This window comes from Leptothermofonsia sp. ETS-13 (assembly GCF_049200465.1).
GTDB lineage: Bacteria > Cyanobacteriota > Cyanobacteriia > Leptolyngbyales > Leptolyngbyaceae > Leptothermofonsia.
Genome location: NZ_CP120836.1, coordinates 3157862 through 3173504, shown reverse-complemented (window position 1 = coordinate 3173504; position 15643 = coordinate 3157862). Strand labels below are relative to the sequence as shown.

Below are 15643 nucleotides of genomic sequence, written 5' to 3'. Positions count from 1 at the left end.
CGTTTGTAGGAACGTTCCATGAAACACCTGTACAGAATCCTATCTACAGATTTAGAACATCATTTAATTCCGAACTGAACGATCGCCCCTTACCCTCAAGGGTTAAATCAATCGCACAATAACCTCTTGACTCCGGACAATTTGGTTTACTAGCTGAAGACACTATTGTCCTCTTTGCCCCCGGAGGAAGGTTCTATGTCAGAGGTGTTCATCTCCTACTCGCGTCGAGACAAAGACTTTGTCAAAGCGCTCCATGCAAAGCTGACCCATCAGAATCGGGATACCTGGGTTGACTGGGAAGACATTCCGATTACGTCGGATTGGTGGCAAGAAATTGAAGCAGGTATCGAGGCCACCGATACCTTTGTGTTTGTCATCAGCCCCGACTCTGTTGCCTCTCAGGTTTGTAATAATGAGCTGAAGCACGCTCTTAACAACCATAAACGGTTAGTCCCCATTCTGCGGCGAGATGGGTTTGATCATAATCTGCTGCACCCGGATCTCAAGCGGCACAACTGGCTGCTGTTTCAGGAAAGCGATGACTTTGACCAGTCCTTTCAACTGCTGCTCAAGGCGATTGATACGGATCTGGATTACGTGCGGCAGCATACGCGGGTTCTGGTGAAAGCGATCGAGTGGAGGGGCAGTGATCGCAACCCCGACCTGTTGCTGCGCGGTAGTGATCTGGATGCAGTTTTACAATGGCTGACCCAGAACACTGAAAAGGAACCCAAATCAACCGAACTGCAACGGGAATTTATCAACGAGAGCCGCAAAGCAGAAGTTGAACGCTACGAAGCCGAAATTCAGCGAGAAAAAACCGTTCGCAAGTGGATCACTTTTGCCCTCTTTGCAGCCGTTGGTGGCTTTGTGATCACTACTGGCCTGGGTCTGGTAGCATTCAGCCAGTTTCAAACGGCAGAATCTCGCCGCAGACAGGCTGAGATGAATGAAATCAACGCTATCAGCCTTTCTTCAGAAGTGCTGTTTAACTCGAATAAAGAGTTTGAAGCCCTGATTGAAGGGCTCAAAGCTGGAAGGAAGCTGAAAACCGCTACCTGGGCCAAGGATAATCCTGACGTTCAGGAACAGGTGGAAACCATGCTCCAACAGGCGATTTACTCGATTAAAGAACGGAATCGTCTGGAAGGGCATGCAGGTGGCATTTACCAGATCCGTTACAGTCCCGATGGTAAGACCCTCGCCACTTCCAGTGCGGACCAAACGGTCAAACTCTGGAACCTTCAGGGTAAAGTGCTGCAAACCCTTCAGGGACATCAGAGCCGGGTTCTGGATATCAGCTTCAGCCCAGATGGACAACTCATCGCCACCGCCAGCGCGGACAAAACCGTCAAACTCTGGAACCGCCAGGGTAAACTCCTGCACACCCTGAATGGTCACAGCAATAATGTGAACAGTGTCAGCTTTAGCCCGGATGGACAACGGATTGCCAGTGCTAGCAGCGATCGCACCGTCATTCTCTGGAATCGCGATGGCCAACTTCTGCAAACCTTAAAGGGGCACGGCAACGAAGTCAAACGGGTCGTCTTCAGTCCCAATGGGCAATCGCTTGCCACGGCCAGTACTGACCAGACGGTGAAGCTCTGGACTCTCGATGGCAAACGCTTGAAAACTCTAGTGGGGCATCAGCGAGGGGTGTGGGATGTCACCTTTAGCCCCGATGGCAATTTGCTTGCCACTGCCAGCGATGACAAAACTGCCCGCATCTGGAAGTTGGATGGTACCCTGCTGCATACGCTGAGTGGTCATGCCGATGGTGTGCTGTGCGTTAGCTTTAGCCCCGATGGGCAAACCCTGGCTAGCTCTGGCTATGACCAGACGGTGAAACTCTGGAATCTGGATGGAATCTTGCTCAGCACCCTTAAGGGACATACGGACCTGGTATACAGTCTTCAGTTCAGCCCCGATGGAGAAACTCTGGCAACCGCCAGCTTTGATCAAACAGCAAAAATCTGGCGAGTTCGCAGCGATCGCCTCCATACCCTTTCAGGACATCGCAATTGGGTATTCGATGTTGCTTTTAGTCCAGATGGACAGGCGATCGCCACCGCCAGCCGGGACAAAACGGTCAAACTGTGGAATCGCTTTGGTAACTATCTCCGCACTCTTGATAATAAAGATGCAGTATTTAGTGTCAGCTTTAGCCCCGATAGCCAGACCATTGCCGCCGCCAGTAATGATTTCACCGTCAAACTCTGGAACCGGGACGGTCGGCTGATCAATACCTTAACCGGGCATCAAAGTGGCGTGTGGTCAGTTACCTTCAGCCCCGATAGCCAGTTCATTGCCACTGCCAGTGCGGACAAGACGGTAAAACTTTGGAAAGCAGACGGTACCTTCCTGAAAACGCTGAACGGGCATAAAGATAGCGTCAATAGTGTCAGCTTTAGCCCTGATGGCAACGCCCTTGCCACGGCCAGTGCAGACAGTACCGTGAAACTCTGGAACCGCGAAGGTCAATTGCTTAAAACGATTAAGGGACATGATGGAGGTATTTGGGATGTCAGCTTCAGCCCCGATGGCAACACCCTTGTTACCGCCAGTTCCGATAAAACCGTCAAGCTCTGGAGCCGGGATGGTAAACTGCTGCGCTTGTTAAAAGGTCACACCCAGGATGCCAGAAGTGTCCGCTTTAGCCCCAATGGTCAAATCCTTGCCTCTGCCAGTTTTGACAAAACTATCCGGCTGTGGAGTTTGGATGGCAGGTTGCTTAAAATTTTGCAAGGTCACACGGATTCGCTGGCCAATATTGCCTTTAGTCCCGATGGCAGAACGCTGGCATCGACTGGCACAGACAATACCGGGGTTCTCTGGAATCTGGAATATCTGGGTAATCTGGACAGCCTGATTACCTATAGCTGTCACTGGTTGCAGGATTACTTGACCTACAATCCCACTGTGCAGGGGAGCGATCGCACTATGTGCAGCGGAATTGTCCGCGATGAAAAACCATCCAAATTGGGAGCAATCGCCCCTCTCACTGCTCCAACCAATCCACCAAATCTGATACTTGAGAGAAGTTGAGTAAGGCGACTGCCAGTGATTCAAGTTGGGGTAAGTCTAGAGTGGAGATGCGATCGCGCAACTCATCTGGCAATTGTCCCACACGCCGTTCTAACAACAGCAGTACCAGGGATAATCCTTCTTCCTGTCTGCCTTCCTGTTTGCCTCCCTGCCTGCCTTCCTGTCTGCCTTCCTGCTTACCTTCTTGAAAAATTTCTTGATAGACAACAGACTCCCGCATAACTCCCTCCAAAAAGACTTGTCGAATCAATTGTCTGTCAAATTTCAGACCTGCCAGTAGTTGAGCGTAGCCAGAGACTTCCTGCCGTTCCTGATTTGATTCTATCTCACTCACCACTTGGGCTACTTGTTGAAGCAGTTGCACAGGGTCAGAGGTTGCGGCCAGGGAGGCAAACGGTAGTAATGCTGCATCAGTGAGAAAAATCTCTGGATTTTGCTCCCAAAGCCTGAGCACCTGGTACTCATGGCGGGTAGATTCAACGCTGAAGGTCGTTTCAATTTCTGCTAAATCTGACGGTGGTAACAGAAGAACGACAATCTGGGTAATAGGCAAGCGATACAGCCGATACAACCTGACCCAGTAATCCAACATTCTGAGGGGGAGTGGGGGATTGGACTCAATTCGGGTTTGAAATTCCAGATGAACAATCCGCTGATCGGTTTGTAACAGCGTTACGGAATCGGCGCGAATCGGTTCGATGCTCAATTCAGTTTTGAGCACATTCACCGAGGCAGGAGTTTCCCTTAAAAGCCAGTTTACGAAGCGATCGGGGTACTTTTCTGCCAAAAGCTTGCAGAGATTGTCGAAGGATATAAGGGATCAGCGTACAAATAAAATCCCAAGTTGAACGGGGTGGATGGGTGGATGGGTGGATGGAAGTGGGATGTTATTTCTCGGCGAGTCCCTAAGTAGGTAGCCACAATTAATTGTAAAGGGGGGAGTGGTGGCTGCGCCCCCAAGCAGGGAGTTTCACCCCCTCCACCCCCGAAATTATCCTTAATTTAATTGCGCCCAGCTACTTACTATGAAACGTTAATTTGCAGGCCTGGTCCACCAGGCAAGGGCATAGGGCTGATTGGGTTCATTTACCCGTTGCTGATAGACAACTCGAATCTTATAGCGTTCCGTTTCGGGAATCTGGTGGAAGATGTGCTCTACGCTATCGACTTCGCTAATGGATGACCAGACGCTTTTGCGCACGTCCTCGTCTTCTGCCCGCATCAGGTAGAGGTCGAGATTGTTCAGTCCGCGATCGCGGAAGCTTTCGCCTATATCAAATTCACCATTTTTATTCTTATCCACTAATTCCACCAGCCGACCCCAGACCAGCGTAATGGAGACAAAACTTCCCTTCTGCAAAGGCTTTTCCAGCACATAGTCTCTACTATTCTCGCGTTTTGCTTTCTGCTGCCCTTTTTCCGCTTCGCCCGACTCCTTTCCCCCTTCTCCCCTATCCGGCTGTCCCAGATTCACCGTGCCATAATCCCACCCGATCGCGGGTACAGGTGTCTTCGGACTCCACTGTCCGGAGCTGAACTGCTGATAGGCGCGAAATGCATTTAACTGCCCCGTCCCCATTTGCACATTGAGCGGAATGCGAGGATTTTTGAAGGCATCTGACTCCAGCCAGGTATGATTGTTCTTATCCAGAATGGTGCGGCTCATACCAAGATGGAATCCCCTACCATCGTCCTTAATCTTATCCGTTGAGTTGAGCAGAACCGCTTTCATCACTTCATAGCGGCGGGCATCCAGGCTCCAGGGAAGGGTGCAGCCAGAAGGTTTTTTGCAGCTTGAACGGAGCTGGCGATCGCCATATTCCTGAAGTAAGGCAGCAGTCGCCGTCACATGAGGAGCCGCAAAACTGGTGCCGCTAGAAGTGGTCAAATTTCCATTCAACGAAACCATGGTAATTTCATTCCCTGGCGCCACTAGCCCAATTGCCCGCCGGGGGCCCACATTACTTTCCACCCCTTCAATCATTGCGCCTACCCCAGTAGGATCACCCAGATTGGCAAAATCAACCTTTCTAAAAACTCCTTCCAGACGATTGGTAAACGCCACATTGATACCGTTGTAATTGTCCGTTGGAATGGAGATACCGCCTTTCCCCTGATTGCCTGCCACTACATACAAGACGTTATGGACTCTGGCAGACCAATCTACACACTGGGTCAGAAGGGCATTACCATCCAGAAGCGGTTTGGGGCGGGGATCTTGCCGCAGCGCCTCCCCAAAGCTAAAGTTGATGGCTCGCACATCGCCCCCGTTCTGCATCGCAATATGTTGAGCTGACAGACACTCCTCTGGTTGTCCATAGCGTTTAGGCGTTCCCGCTGCTGAGGAGTATAACCTTGCTCCTGGTGCAACACCTCGCATAGCCTTTGCTGAACTAATCATAATGCTGGCAACATTTTGAGCGTGCCCGTCCACGTTTGTGTTAATTCGCGCTGGAGCATTGCGGTAAAACACCCGGTGCAACGACATCACCCGATTTTGAGCAACAGCTTTATCAATCCCAAACTGACCAGGACGACCAATCTCTACCTGCCCGATCGCAATCTTTCGTCCCGTTAAGTTATAGGGAGAATTGTGTAACCGGATAGCATCGATCCCCGCTTCACCAATTGAGCTTGAGCGGAATGGATCACCTTCTGCCAGAGCTTTTCCAACCCAAATGGTTGCTAAAACTCCTGTTACCCATATCAACCTGCCAAGAATTTGCTGCCGCGCCACAAATGCCTCTCCATAAAGGGTTTATACCAACGGGTGCAGAGGGCAGGGATCAAAACCTGAGAAGACTCAGGGACTTTCATCACATTTTGTTAAAATAATTACCATCAAAGCGCCGTTAGGAGACACAGCCCGCTATGAACCAGATGCCATCCAGAAAACCCGTTGTTGTTGCTCCGTCTATTCTATCAGCCGATTTTAGTCGCCTGGGAGATGAAGTTCGTGCAGTTGATGCCGCTGGGGCAGATTGGATTCACGTTGATGTCATGGATGGTCGGTTTGTCCCCAACATCACCATTGGTCCTCTGATTGTAGAAGCGCTACGCCCGGTTACTCAAAAGCCTCTAGATGTTCACCTGATGATTGTGGAGCCAGAGAAATACGTTGCCGATTTTGCCAAAGCCGGGGCTGACCACATTCTGGTTCATGCCGAATCCAGTTCCACAATTCACATACACCGCGTATTGGGGCAAATCAAGGAACTGGGTAAGAAGGCGGGTGCTGTTCTCAACCCCGGCAGTCCGCTGGATCTGATCGAGTATGTCCTGGAACTGTGTGACATTGTCCTGATTATGAGTGTCAACCCTGGCTTTGGAGGGCAGAGTTTTATTGAATCCGCTGTACCCAAAATTCGCCAGTTGCGTCAGATGTGCGACGAACGAGGACTGGACCCCTGGATTGAAGTCGATGGCGGCCTGAAAGCAAACAACACCTGGAAAGTACTGGAAGTAGGGGCAAACGCGATCGTGGCCGGGTCGGCTGTGTTCAAAGCTAAGGACTACGCCGCGGAGATTGAAGGAATCCGTAACAGCAAACGCCCAACCCCTGAATTGGCTAAGGTTTCATAGCCGCAGAGCACCCTATCACTCATCTACCCATCCACCCTCTTACCCCTCTCCCATCACTAACAACACCGACAACTACCCACTAAATCTACCTTCTTTATGGCAAAGTTTTGGGAGCCGGTGTAGCATCTGGGCTGCCGCTGCCAGGAGTTTGTCCACTTGTGGGAGGCAGTTGATAGGGTTGCGCTGGATTGAAAGTTGGTAGGGGACTAGGGGAGCCAAAGGGATTGTATGGAGTAATTGTTGGGCTGATAGTGGGGGGAAGGTTGTTACCCGGAGAGGGCGTGGGGGAGGTTGTGGGTAGGGTTGCCAGGGCAACGCGATCGCCCCCCACTTGCCGCATCAGGTCTAAGACTTGCACCACATCGTTATAAAACGCAGTTTGTGAGGCGTACAACACCAGCAAGCCATCCGGGTTCTTTTCCCGGTAGGATTGCAATGCCTGATAAAGCTGATTGCGATCGACAAACTGGCGATCAATAAACGTTTGCCCGGTGGCATTGATGGTCACAATCAGCATGTCACGCATCTGAGTTACCCCTGTACTTGCCTTAGGCAAATCAATATTGATTGCCTGCTGGCGAGTTAACTGCAATGCTGCCAAGATAAAGAACGTCAGAATACAGAAGATTACATCAATTAGCGGAATTAGCTGAATCTGAACTTCATCGGTGGGGGAATCGACGTTAACTTTCATCGTGCCAATTTTGTTAGGTAGCGATTATGAATTATTGGGGAGCCTGGACTGGCCGATCGGCGATTCAGTTGTCAGGGGCTGGTTCCTTCTGGTGTGGAAGCAATCACTTCCCCCGGCTTCTTGAGGGAATCACCCCCATTTTCGTGAGCCCAGTGCTGACGATAGAGAAGTTCCAACTCGTTTCCAGCTTTCCGAAAAACCTTTGCTTGAAAAAAAAGAAACCCTTGAAACAGACGGTAGAACGCCAGACTAAAAATTGCCACAATCAGCCCACTCGCCGTACTGATTAGCGCTTCACCAATCCCAGCGGTGACGCCTGCGGTCGAAGCCGTACCAATGTCACCAATCCGAATCGATCGCAGGGAAATAATCAATCCAATGACTGTTCCCAGTAGACCCAGCAAAGGCGATAAAGCAATCACTGCTTCCAAAATTTTGTCTCCCCGGCGCATAGATGCCAGTTCATCCTCTGCGGTTGCTTCCAGGGCCAGTCGGAACATCTCTGGATCAGCATTCTTAAGCTGCAAGGGACTATAGAGGAAACGTCCAATCGGCTGGTCGTAGGCTTGTCTGGCGAGTTCAGTAGCTAAAACCCAATCTCGCCGCGCCGCATCCAGCACACGATTGACAGTTTCACGCTCCTTCGTCAATACACTCGACCAGAACCACAGCCGTTCAATGATGACGCTCAGAGCCAGGATTGAGAGAAGCAGCAGGGGAAACATTGTTACCCCACCCTTCTGAAAAAGTTCTCCAACGTTCACAATCTACCTATTCCTCCATATACCTCTGGTTCGATGAACCCAAACTTTGAACTCTAGACTCCAGATAGAGGTAAAAGTTTCAAACTTAAACGTTAGCAGGAGAAGGCGTTTTAAGCCCAATATTGAGAGTCAAAGGTTGACTATAGCTGTTGCCAGGTTACTTAGAACACTGGGTTTAAGGAGGGGCTTCCGCCCCTAACCAAGGAGTTCCACTCCTGCGCCCCATCCTAAGTCTGATGACTATGGCTATGTTTCGTACCAAAATCTGAGCATTTCAATTTTAGAGACTCAGACTCTCTTTCAATCAGATGAACAGAATTTCAGTTCTAATTGCGCCTCCCATTCCTGATTCCTGATGGTACAGTTTACTCCCCCACTACGGACAGGATATCCACACTGGAGGTCTATTAAGTAACTTGCAACTATGAAAGTAAATAGAGGGCTAAACGATGAGCATTACAGAACCTGGCCAAAAAATGAATTTTGTTGAATCAATCTACAACTGGTATCGTAGCGTCATTCGCAATCCTAAGTATCGCTGGTGGATTATTGCAGGTACGCTGGTTTACTTGCTGAGTCCGATTGATATTGCCCCTGATTTTTTACCCATTATCGGATGGATTGACGATGGTATCATCGCTTCGCTGTTGGTAGCAGAGCTGTCACAGTTTTTGCTTGAACGCCTGAAGGCTGGTAAGGGAAATACTCCAGATCAGGGGATTTATTCGGCGAATGCGAGTGCCACCTCGAACCCGGATATAGTTGACGTAAATGCCATCAAAATGGACTAGTACGGCAAAACGAAAGTTTTGTTGGGGGTGAAGGGTTCCACCCCTTCACCCTATTCAAATTTCAAGAAAGACGCTGTATGGCGACACTGTATGGGTTTGTAGAACACAGAAATTGTAGGGACATGGAGTGATTCGTGTCCCCATTTCATTAATTTCCTTGCAGGTAAGTACTTCATTTTGCTTGACATGAGTAAAATCGGTGTAACGGTTCATCCGCCTGAGGGGTTTTATGGAGAACCATCCACAATCGCACGAAGAAACACCGCCTGTGCCGTCTATCTCTGATCGTGAAGCTAGCTTGCAAGGGGCGAAGAAGCTGAACATGGAATATGTGTATCAGCTGGTAGAGTCCCATCCTTTGCTGTTTTGGGGTGGGACATGGGTAGCAGTGCTGTTGGTAGCTGCGATCGCGATGGGTGGCCTGCTGAGTCCTGGGTTACCGGCTCGTCGCACTTCCAGTGCTTCCTTTGGCTCTAGTCCGGGTTCAGAAGAAATTCAAACTGCTGGGCGGCAGGGGCGGAGTGTGCCGTTCTGGTTATTTGGGGCGATCGCCATCACCTGTACGGCAGGTTCTATTCTGGTTTCAAAACGTCTGGCACAGGTTGAGCGTCCCCACCACAGGTTATCCAGACCGAAACGTCCGGTGCAATACTCCAGTAAAGTGCGACGTCCAGGGCCGTCAAATCGCCCACGTGCTCCTCAGGGCAGGCGTCTAAAATCTTTCTCAGAAGGTGAGTTTCCTCTATCAGGCACTTATTCGTCTTACCCCCCGCCACCCCCCTCTACGTCCACATCTACCTCATTCAAGCTACCTCCAGCAATCAAAAGTAAGGCCAAATTAGCTTCTGGGCATTCGGCTCCTAAATACGCTCCCCAGAAACCATCTGTTCCTGAATCAGTTCCTCAAAAAAACGTGGCTCCTGTTCCAGTTACAGTAGTTCCATCGGAGGAGAGCCACCCCCTCGATTGGGGAGATCCCAGCCTGGCAGATCTGATGGATATTCGTAAACGGCGATCGCTCTCTTCCTGGATATAAGCCTGGAAGTATAACGATGGCCACCAAATTCAGCAACGCCGTTCAGGACGAGGTGCAGGGATTCCACCCCTAGCTGGGGGCTGCGCCCTCACCTACCTTTAAAATAAGGTCCTAACTAAGCAACCTGGCGACAGCTATAACGGCAAGGCAAGAAGGTAGTGCTTATTTGATGTGTGTTTCTATCGCGCTGACCTTGCCTTTGAGTTGCGTCCGAGAGCTAAGTAGCGCATTAGCCAGCAGCCCAATACTGTGTTGGTTCGGATAGTTACAGAGGTTATCGGCGAGAGTTCGAGTTTGTCTGCCGCCGAACAACTTCACCGTTGGTCATCTCTTCATCCCTTCAGGCGAAATAGCAAAAGCTGCGTGACTTGCTGTGGACTGAAGTTGTCGTCGCTAATCAACACCAGACTCTGACTACCATCAGGCAGTCGTGGCCCCAAGGTCATCCCTTCCAGGTTGTCCAGCTGAATTCCCAGTTGGGTCAGGTCAAGAACCAATTTTTTGTGGATGGGTTGAACACCTTTTGGAGTTCCTTTCAGGCTGGCAATCGCTGCCGTATCGGTCGCTCCACCCGTTGCCAATTGAAACATTTTGACTGTGAAGCCATTTAACCCAAAAGAACGTTCCAGGCTGAGGAAATGCCCACCTTGGTCGATCGCCAGTAACTCGGTTAGTCCGTGATATTGCGTCCCTTCGGGAGGTGGCTCCATTTTGTAAAGATGTTCTGAAACCAACAGGGTTCTCCCATCTTCAACGATGTAATGGAGCATCCGGTTCTTAGTGGCTCCCTGTTCGGAAGCACCGAAATCATTGTCTGCAACGAGTGCTGATTCCGTAGCTGTAAACAGGCGAAACGGTTCAAGTACCGTATTGCCATATCCGCCAGGGCTGGGGGTGAGGGACTCAAAACCCAGGTTATCTCGCACTCCCTGGATCTGCTGGTTGCCTTCAAAAGCTGGGATGTAGCGATCAGGAATGGGCAGGCTACGCTTCATTTGCCCAGTCCTCAGATCAAATTCACGCACAAAAGGGGGAATGCGGTCACGGGTAACCCCCTCACTGGAGATAAAAACCGTTCCCGCGGGAGACAGGGCAATTCCCTCTGGGTCAACGGAACCTTTGGGATAGGGTTGACCATCTTCGCCCGTGATGAATGTCACCTGTTCAATTTCAATCCCCTTAATCTGGGGGGAAGGAGAAGAGGTCGGATCGAGGTTTAGTTTGAAGGTGTAGAAGCGAGCGGGAGCAAAATCGCTGCGGTCATCTGAGAGAACGTAGAAGCGATCGCGCCTCCTGTCATAGGTAATTGCAGACAATCCACCTACAGGCGTTTCCTCAAACCTGGTTTTTGGCAACTGATACTCATCCAGAAAATCCAGTGACAGGTTCAGGAATAGGCGATCCTCGGCACTAACCTGGGGCAGATCACACGCGGTCAGTAGACCTGTCAGCGAAAGAACCAGAACCAGTAGCCAATTTGAAAATCTATGACTCCACCAATTACAACTCACCCGATTACTCCGCAAACATCACAATCACAGAAACTGGCTTCACTGTAGCAGGTTAGAAAAGGGCGTGCTGCCATAAAGCCCTGGCAGCGGAACCCTGTCAAAATGTAAACGGATATTCCCCCATTACCTGCTTGCTTGTGAAACGATAAATTGTATACTTTCGTAAAGATAAGGAAAAATACTTATTTGAAAGAATGAGGTCTTAAGCATGTACGTCGTGCAAATTGCTTCTGAGTGCGCTCCTGTCATCAAGGCTGGTGGCTTAGGTGATGTGGTTTATGGACTCAGTCGGGAATTGGAGACACGGGGCCACACCGTTGAAATCATCCTTCCCATGTACGATTGCATGCGCTATGACCACATTTGGGGACTGCACGACGCCTACCGCGACCTGTGGGTACCCTGGTATGGGGGTGCTGTTCACTGTTCAGTCTTTTGTGGCTGGGTGCATGGACGGCTGTGCTTTTTCATCCAACCCCACTCTAGTGATAACTTTTTTAACCGGGGGTATTACTACGGTGCTAATGACGACGACATGCGGTTTGCATTCTTTAGTAAAGCCGCGATGGAATTTTTGTTTGTGAGTAATAAACGCCCCGACGTCATTCATTGTCATGATTGGCAAACAGGCTTAGTCCCCGTTTTGCTGTTTGAGATTTACAAGTGGCATGGAATGTGGAATCAGCGAGTGCTCTACACCATCCATAACTTCAAACATCAAGGAATTACTGGAGTCAATACTCTTTGGGCAACAGGGCTCAATAACGAAAGCTATTATTTCGATTACGATCGCCTGCGCGATAACTTTAACCCCTTTGCCCTTAATCTGATGAAGGGAGGCATCGTCTACTCAAACCACATCAATACCGTTTCTCCGCACCACGCCTGGGAAGCACACCACGGGAACGAAGGCTACGGCCTGGGGCATACGCTGCACTTAAAGCAGTATAAATTTAGCGGAATCCTCAACGGGATTGATTACGATATCTGGAACCCGGAGGTGGATCGTTACATCCCCTTCAAATACAACAAAGAAACCCTGGAAGACAAAGCAAAGAATAAAAAAGCTCTGCGAGAAAAGCTTTTACTGAAAGATGACCCCGAAAAGCCCATCATCTGCTATGTCGGACGGCTGGATGATCAGAAAGGGGTACATCTGGTTCACCATGCTATTTACTACGCTTTAGGCCGAGGAGCACAGTTTGTTTTACTGGGTTCGGCTACGGAGCCAGGTATCAACTCCTGGTTCTGGCATGAAAAGAATTTCCTCAGCAGTAACCCCGATGCCCATCTCGAATTGGGTTTTAACGAGGAACTATCACACCTGATTTATGCTGGAGCCGACATGATTGTGGTGCCCAGCAACTTTGAACCCTGCGGCCTGACGCAGATGATTGGCTTGAAGTATGGTACGGTACCCATCGTGCGCGGAGTGGGCGGATTGCTAGATACCGTATTTGATCGGGATTACGACGAAAACCATCTGCCGGAGGAGCGTAATGGCTATGTCTTTTACCAGACCGATCACCAGGCTCTGGAGTCTGCGATGGATCGGGCGATCGGTTTGTGGAAGTACTACCCCGAAGAGTTTGAGAAGTTGGTGATTCAGGGAATGAGTTACGACTATTCCTGGAACCATCCTGGTCAGAAGTATCTGGATCTGTATGAAAAGATCCGGCACAAGTGATTGTAGTAAGGGGTAAGGGGTAGATGGGGGGATGGATAGATGGGCGGGTGGATCACTCATCCACTTGTATGCTCTATCTAATCCTTCTGGCAAGAGTGTTCTAGAAACGGGGCTCTGAATCCTCGAAACCCTGATTCCCTCGACCCTCTTTCTAGGACTGCCACAAAAAAATTGACAAACCCCTTCTGACTCCTGGCTCCTGGCTTTTTCCCTCTCTTTTCTTTCCTCTTTCTTTTTCCTAATTCCTATTCCCCCTCCTCCCTTACTCCTCCCTCCTCCCCCCTTTGCCATAGCTGCGCCCTCTCCACTGTTTTGGCTGGTGAATGGAGGATAAAAAAATGCGCAGGACGGCCAGCGGATCGGCGAAAGGAGAAAGCCAGAATAGCCAGGAGGCTTTTGCCTGGGTGAAATCGTAGGAGGGCGCGATCGCCCCATTTAGCCCAAACCGGATCAGCACCAGCAGGGAATTCAACCCCAACAGTGCCAGAGTTACTCTAGTCAAGTTTCCCCTACCTACTTCAGCCAAAATCAGAAGTAGTAGAGGAATGGGCAATCCCTGAACGGTCAACAGCAGTAACCAATCGCCCCAAATTTGAGCGGGGTTACTGGCATCTTTAAGGTCGAGCGATCGCCCCCACTCGCGCCAGGTTTCAGCCGCCCCCTCGTACATGCGCACGCTCAACACTTGAGCTCCGTCCAAAAAGCCAACCTTCCCGCCCTGGACAGCAACGTACCGGGCCAGGGTGACATCATCACAAAATGAGTGACGCGCCTGGATATAACCTCCCACACTGGCTAGAACAGAACGGCGGCAGAAAAAGCATTGACCGTTTGCCATCACCCGCTGCGGCGAATTTGCCCTTTCTCCAGCCGCCCCAAATCGATAAATTAACGTCATCAACAGGGCTGGTTGTAGCCAGATTTCACCGGGATATTTGAGGATGAATCGGGGGGAGAGGGTAATCAAATCATAGCCTTCTGCTAAAGCTGTTTCTAAAAGGGTGGCAGCCATTCCAGGAACGGGTTGAGTATCGGCATCGATTCCCAAAATCCAATCGCTTCTTTCTGAACTGGCGAGAAATCCATTGTGAAGAGCCCAGGGCCGCCCCACCCATCCTTCAGGTAGCGGCGCATCATTCATCAGACGAAAGCGGGGATCGTTTTGCTGAGCCGCCTTGACCAGATCGGGGGTGCCATCCTGGGAATTGCTGTCAACCACAATGATTTCCCGGACTTCGTAACTCTGCCGACTCAAACCATCTAAGCAAGGAGAAATCCGCTTCGCCTCGTTTAGAGTCGGCACAACCACACTGACAGTTCCTAAAAACTCTGGTCTGGAAGCTTTGGGTTGCAGAGGAGGACGGCGAAAGGCACCTGGAAGTAGACGGGCAAGCAAAATGGCTGTGGCCGGAACCTGGGCCAGCAATAGTCCCAGGAAAAGGGCATTTTTTAGAAGGTCAACCGTAGACATCGTTCCCGTCCACTATTCAGGCAGAACTGGGACAGGAATAGTCGTTGTTTCAGGGACTGCTGGAACATTGTCCGAAATAACGGGGGGATGGTTTGAGTTCATAGGGTTAGCAATCCACCACAGGGCGATCGCTGGAACTACCCCCAGCAAAACGCTGATTGCCGTCGGAATCCAAAAGCGGGCATCCAGTTGGGCAATGGTAATCACAGCGCCAAACCCGAAATTGACCAGGTAAATGACCAGGGGAACCCATAATTGGGAACGGGTCAGGTGCATCTCACCCCTTTGCCAGAAGAGAGTTGCCACCGACATAAACAAGGCACCCGTTCCCAGCCAGCCAGTCAAGTTCCGGTAGGGCATTCCAAAAAACTGGCCCGCATCTTGAAATTCCCAGAAGGGATAAGGGGTCTGGCTCATGGCCGGGTCTAGGACAAAATCCCAGGCTGTCAGAAGCACAGCACCGAGGGCGATCGCTCCTGCATTTTTCATCCAACCCTTCAGCCCTCTGGCTTCCAGACCTGCCTTCGCCAGCACGTAGGCAGACATACCCAGGTAAAACCAGGAGAGCGGAATTGTAAACGGCACCAACCCCCCAATCTTGTACCCCAACCCGCTGAGATAGTGATAGTGACCGAAAGGAAACCCTGTACTCGTGCCCATCAACTCACTACCCAGGGAAAGAAAGACAGCAGGCAGCATAAACCCCAGCCAGTTGCGCCAGCCCAGGTTCCGGTAGGCGTAGAGCGCAACTGTAGCTGCCCCTAGCAAGATATAAACCACTCCACCGCCTATCATGCTCCAGCCGAACAGCATTTGCCCAAAAGGAGGCAGATTGCCAATAAATTCGGGGTTGGGCAAAACCAGAATCAATCCTGCCAGTCCAAATACCAGCGCCAGAACATGCCCTGTTAAACAAAAGCGCTCAACAACTACCATCGCCCGCATAGAAGTACCTCGACAACAGACACGCATCAGTCTCCTATTAGTTTACAAATGTTTATAAAATTTTGTGGAGGCGCATTGATCTGCCCCATCTATAGCTGTCGCCAGGTTGCTTAGGAC

12 protein-coding genes are annotated in these 15643 nt (G+C 50.5%); 5 read left to right on the top strand and 7 right to left on the bottom strand.

The window, feature by feature from the left end:
* Positions 1 to 195 precede the first annotated feature (195 nt).
* Positions 196 to 3045, top strand: coding sequence for a TIR domain-containing protein (locus P4D80_RS14365; RefSeq protein WP_421654687.1), 2850 nt, complete (start codon positions 196 to 198; stop codon positions 3043 to 3045).
* Here P4D80_RS14365 and P4D80_RS14360 read toward each other — a convergent pair.
* Both P4D80_RS14360 and P4D80_RS14355 read right to left on the bottom strand, forming a co-directional pair.
* Positions 2999 to 3832: an Rpn family recombination-promoting nuclease/putative transposase gene (locus P4D80_RS14360; RefSeq protein ID WP_421654686.1), complete on the bottom strand. Its 834-nt coding sequence runs from the start codon at positions 3830 to 3832 to the stop codon at positions 2999 to 3001. The genes P4D80_RS14365 and P4D80_RS14360 overlap by 47 nt on opposite strands.
* A 246-nt stretch (positions 3833 to 4078) precedes the next feature.
* Positions 4079 to 5782, bottom strand: coding sequence for a S8 family serine peptidase (locus P4D80_RS14355; protein WP_421654685.1), 1704 nt, complete (start codon positions 5780 to 5782; stop codon positions 4079 to 4081).
* Between the two features lie 134 nt (positions 5783 to 5916).
* Here P4D80_RS14355 and rpe point away from each other — a divergent pair, with 134 nt between their 5' ends.
* Positions 5917 to 6627 (top strand): ribulose-phosphate 3-epimerase, encoded by a 711-nt coding sequence (rpe, locus tag P4D80_RS14350; protein ID WP_421654684.1) that lies wholly within the window; start codon positions 5917 to 5919, stop codon positions 6625 to 6627.
* Between the two features lie 94 nt (positions 6628 to 6721).
* On the opposite strand, the gene P4D80_RS14345 is transcribed toward rpe, so the two are convergent.
* Together P4D80_RS14345 and P4D80_RS14340 are read right to left on the bottom strand one after the other, a co-directional pair.
* On the bottom strand, positions 6722 to 7321 hold the full coding sequence (locus tag P4D80_RS14345) for a biopolymer transporter ExbD (RefSeq protein WP_421654683.1): 600 nt from the start codon (positions 7319 to 7321) through the stop codon (positions 6722 to 6724).
* 71 nt (positions 7322 to 7392) lie between these two features.
* Positions 7393 to 8046: a MotA/TolQ/ExbB proton channel family protein gene (locus tag P4D80_RS14340; RefSeq protein ID WP_421654682.1), complete on the bottom strand. Its 654-nt coding sequence runs from the start codon at positions 8044 to 8046 to the stop codon at positions 7393 to 7395.
* Between the two features lie 488 nt (positions 8047 to 8534).
* Here P4D80_RS14340 and P4D80_RS14335 point away from each other — a divergent pair, with 488 nt between their 5' ends.
* Both P4D80_RS14335 and P4D80_RS14330 read left to right on the top strand, forming a co-directional pair.
* Complete coding sequence (locus P4D80_RS14335) at positions 8535 to 8876, top strand: YkvA family protein (RefSeq protein ID WP_421654681.1); 342 nt, start codon at positions 8535 to 8537, stop codon at positions 8874 to 8876.
* A 229-nt stretch (positions 8877 to 9105) separates the two neighbouring features.
* Positions 9106 to 9912, top strand: coding sequence for a hypothetical protein (locus P4D80_RS14330; protein WP_421654680.1), 807 nt, complete (start codon positions 9106 to 9108; stop codon positions 9910 to 9912).
* 332 nt (positions 9913 to 10244) lie between these two features.
* Here P4D80_RS14330 and P4D80_RS14325 read toward each other — a convergent pair whose 3' ends face one another.
* Positions 10245 to 11423 carry an esterase-like activity of phytase family protein gene (locus P4D80_RS14325; protein ID WP_421654679.1) on the bottom strand — a complete coding sequence of 393 codons (1179 nt, stop codon included), beginning with the start codon at positions 11421 to 11423 and terminating at the stop codon, positions 10245 to 10247.
* 208 nt (positions 11424 to 11631) lie between these two features.
* Here P4D80_RS14325 and glgA point away from each other — a divergent pair, with 208 nt between their 5' ends.
* A complete protein-coding gene (gene glgA / locus P4D80_RS14320) occupies positions 11632 to 13110 on the top strand; it encodes a glycogen synthase GlgA (protein ID WP_421654678.1) in 1479 nt (492 codons plus the stop codon).
* Positions 13111 to 13372: 262 nt separating this feature from the next.
* Here glgA and cruG read toward each other — a convergent pair whose 3' ends face one another.
* Together cruG and cruF are read right to left on the bottom strand one after the other, a co-directional pair.
* The gene (gene cruG, locus P4D80_RS14315) at positions 13373 to 14581 is read right to left on the bottom strand and encodes a 2'-O-glycosyltransferase CruG (RefSeq protein ID WP_421654677.1); all 1209 of its coding nucleotides are present in this window, start codon (positions 14579 to 14581) and stop codon (positions 13373 to 13375) included.
* A 12-nt stretch (positions 14582 to 14593) separates the two neighbouring features.
* Complete coding sequence (gene cruF / locus P4D80_RS14310) at positions 14594 to 15526, bottom strand: gamma-carotene 1'-hydroxylase CruF (RefSeq protein ID WP_421654676.1); 933 nt, start codon at positions 15524 to 15526, stop codon at positions 14594 to 14596.
* Positions 15527 to 15643 lie beyond the last annotated feature (117 nt).

Bases quoted from the DNA above. Each gene is read 5' to 3' on its own strand.
- P4D80_RS14365 (WP_421654687.1), top strand. From the start codon at position 196: ATGTCAGAGGTGTTCATCTCCTACTCGCGTCGAGACAAAGACTTTGTC.
- rpe (WP_421654684.1), top strand. From the start codon at position 5,917: ATGAACCAGATGCCATCCAGAAAACCCGTTGTTGTTGCTCCGTCTATT.
- P4D80_RS14345 (WP_421654683.1), bottom strand. From the start codon at position 7,321: ATGAAAGTTAACGTCGATTCCCCCACCGATGAAGTTCAGATTCAGCTA.
- P4D80_RS14340 (WP_421654682.1), bottom strand. From the start codon at position 8,046: ATGTTTCCCCTGCTGCTTCTCTCAATCCTGGCTCTGAGCGTCATCATT.
- P4D80_RS14335 (WP_421654681.1), top strand. From the start codon at position 8,535: ATGAGCATTACAGAACCTGGCCAAAAAATGAATTTTGTTGAATCAATC.
- P4D80_RS14330 (WP_421654680.1), top strand. From the start codon at position 9,106: ATGGAGAACCATCCACAATCGCACGAAGAAACACCGCCTGTGCCGTCT.
- glgA (WP_421654678.1), top strand. From the start codon at position 11,632: ATGTACGTCGTGCAAATTGCTTCTGAGTGCGCTCCTGTCATCAAGGCT.
- cruG (WP_421654677.1), bottom strand. From the start codon at position 14,581: ATGTCTACGGTTGACCTTCTAAAAAATGCCCTTTTCCTGGGACTATTG.
- cruF (WP_421654676.1), bottom strand. From the start codon at position 15,526: ATGCGGGCGATGGTAGTTGTTGAGCGCTTTTGTTTAACAGGGCATGTT.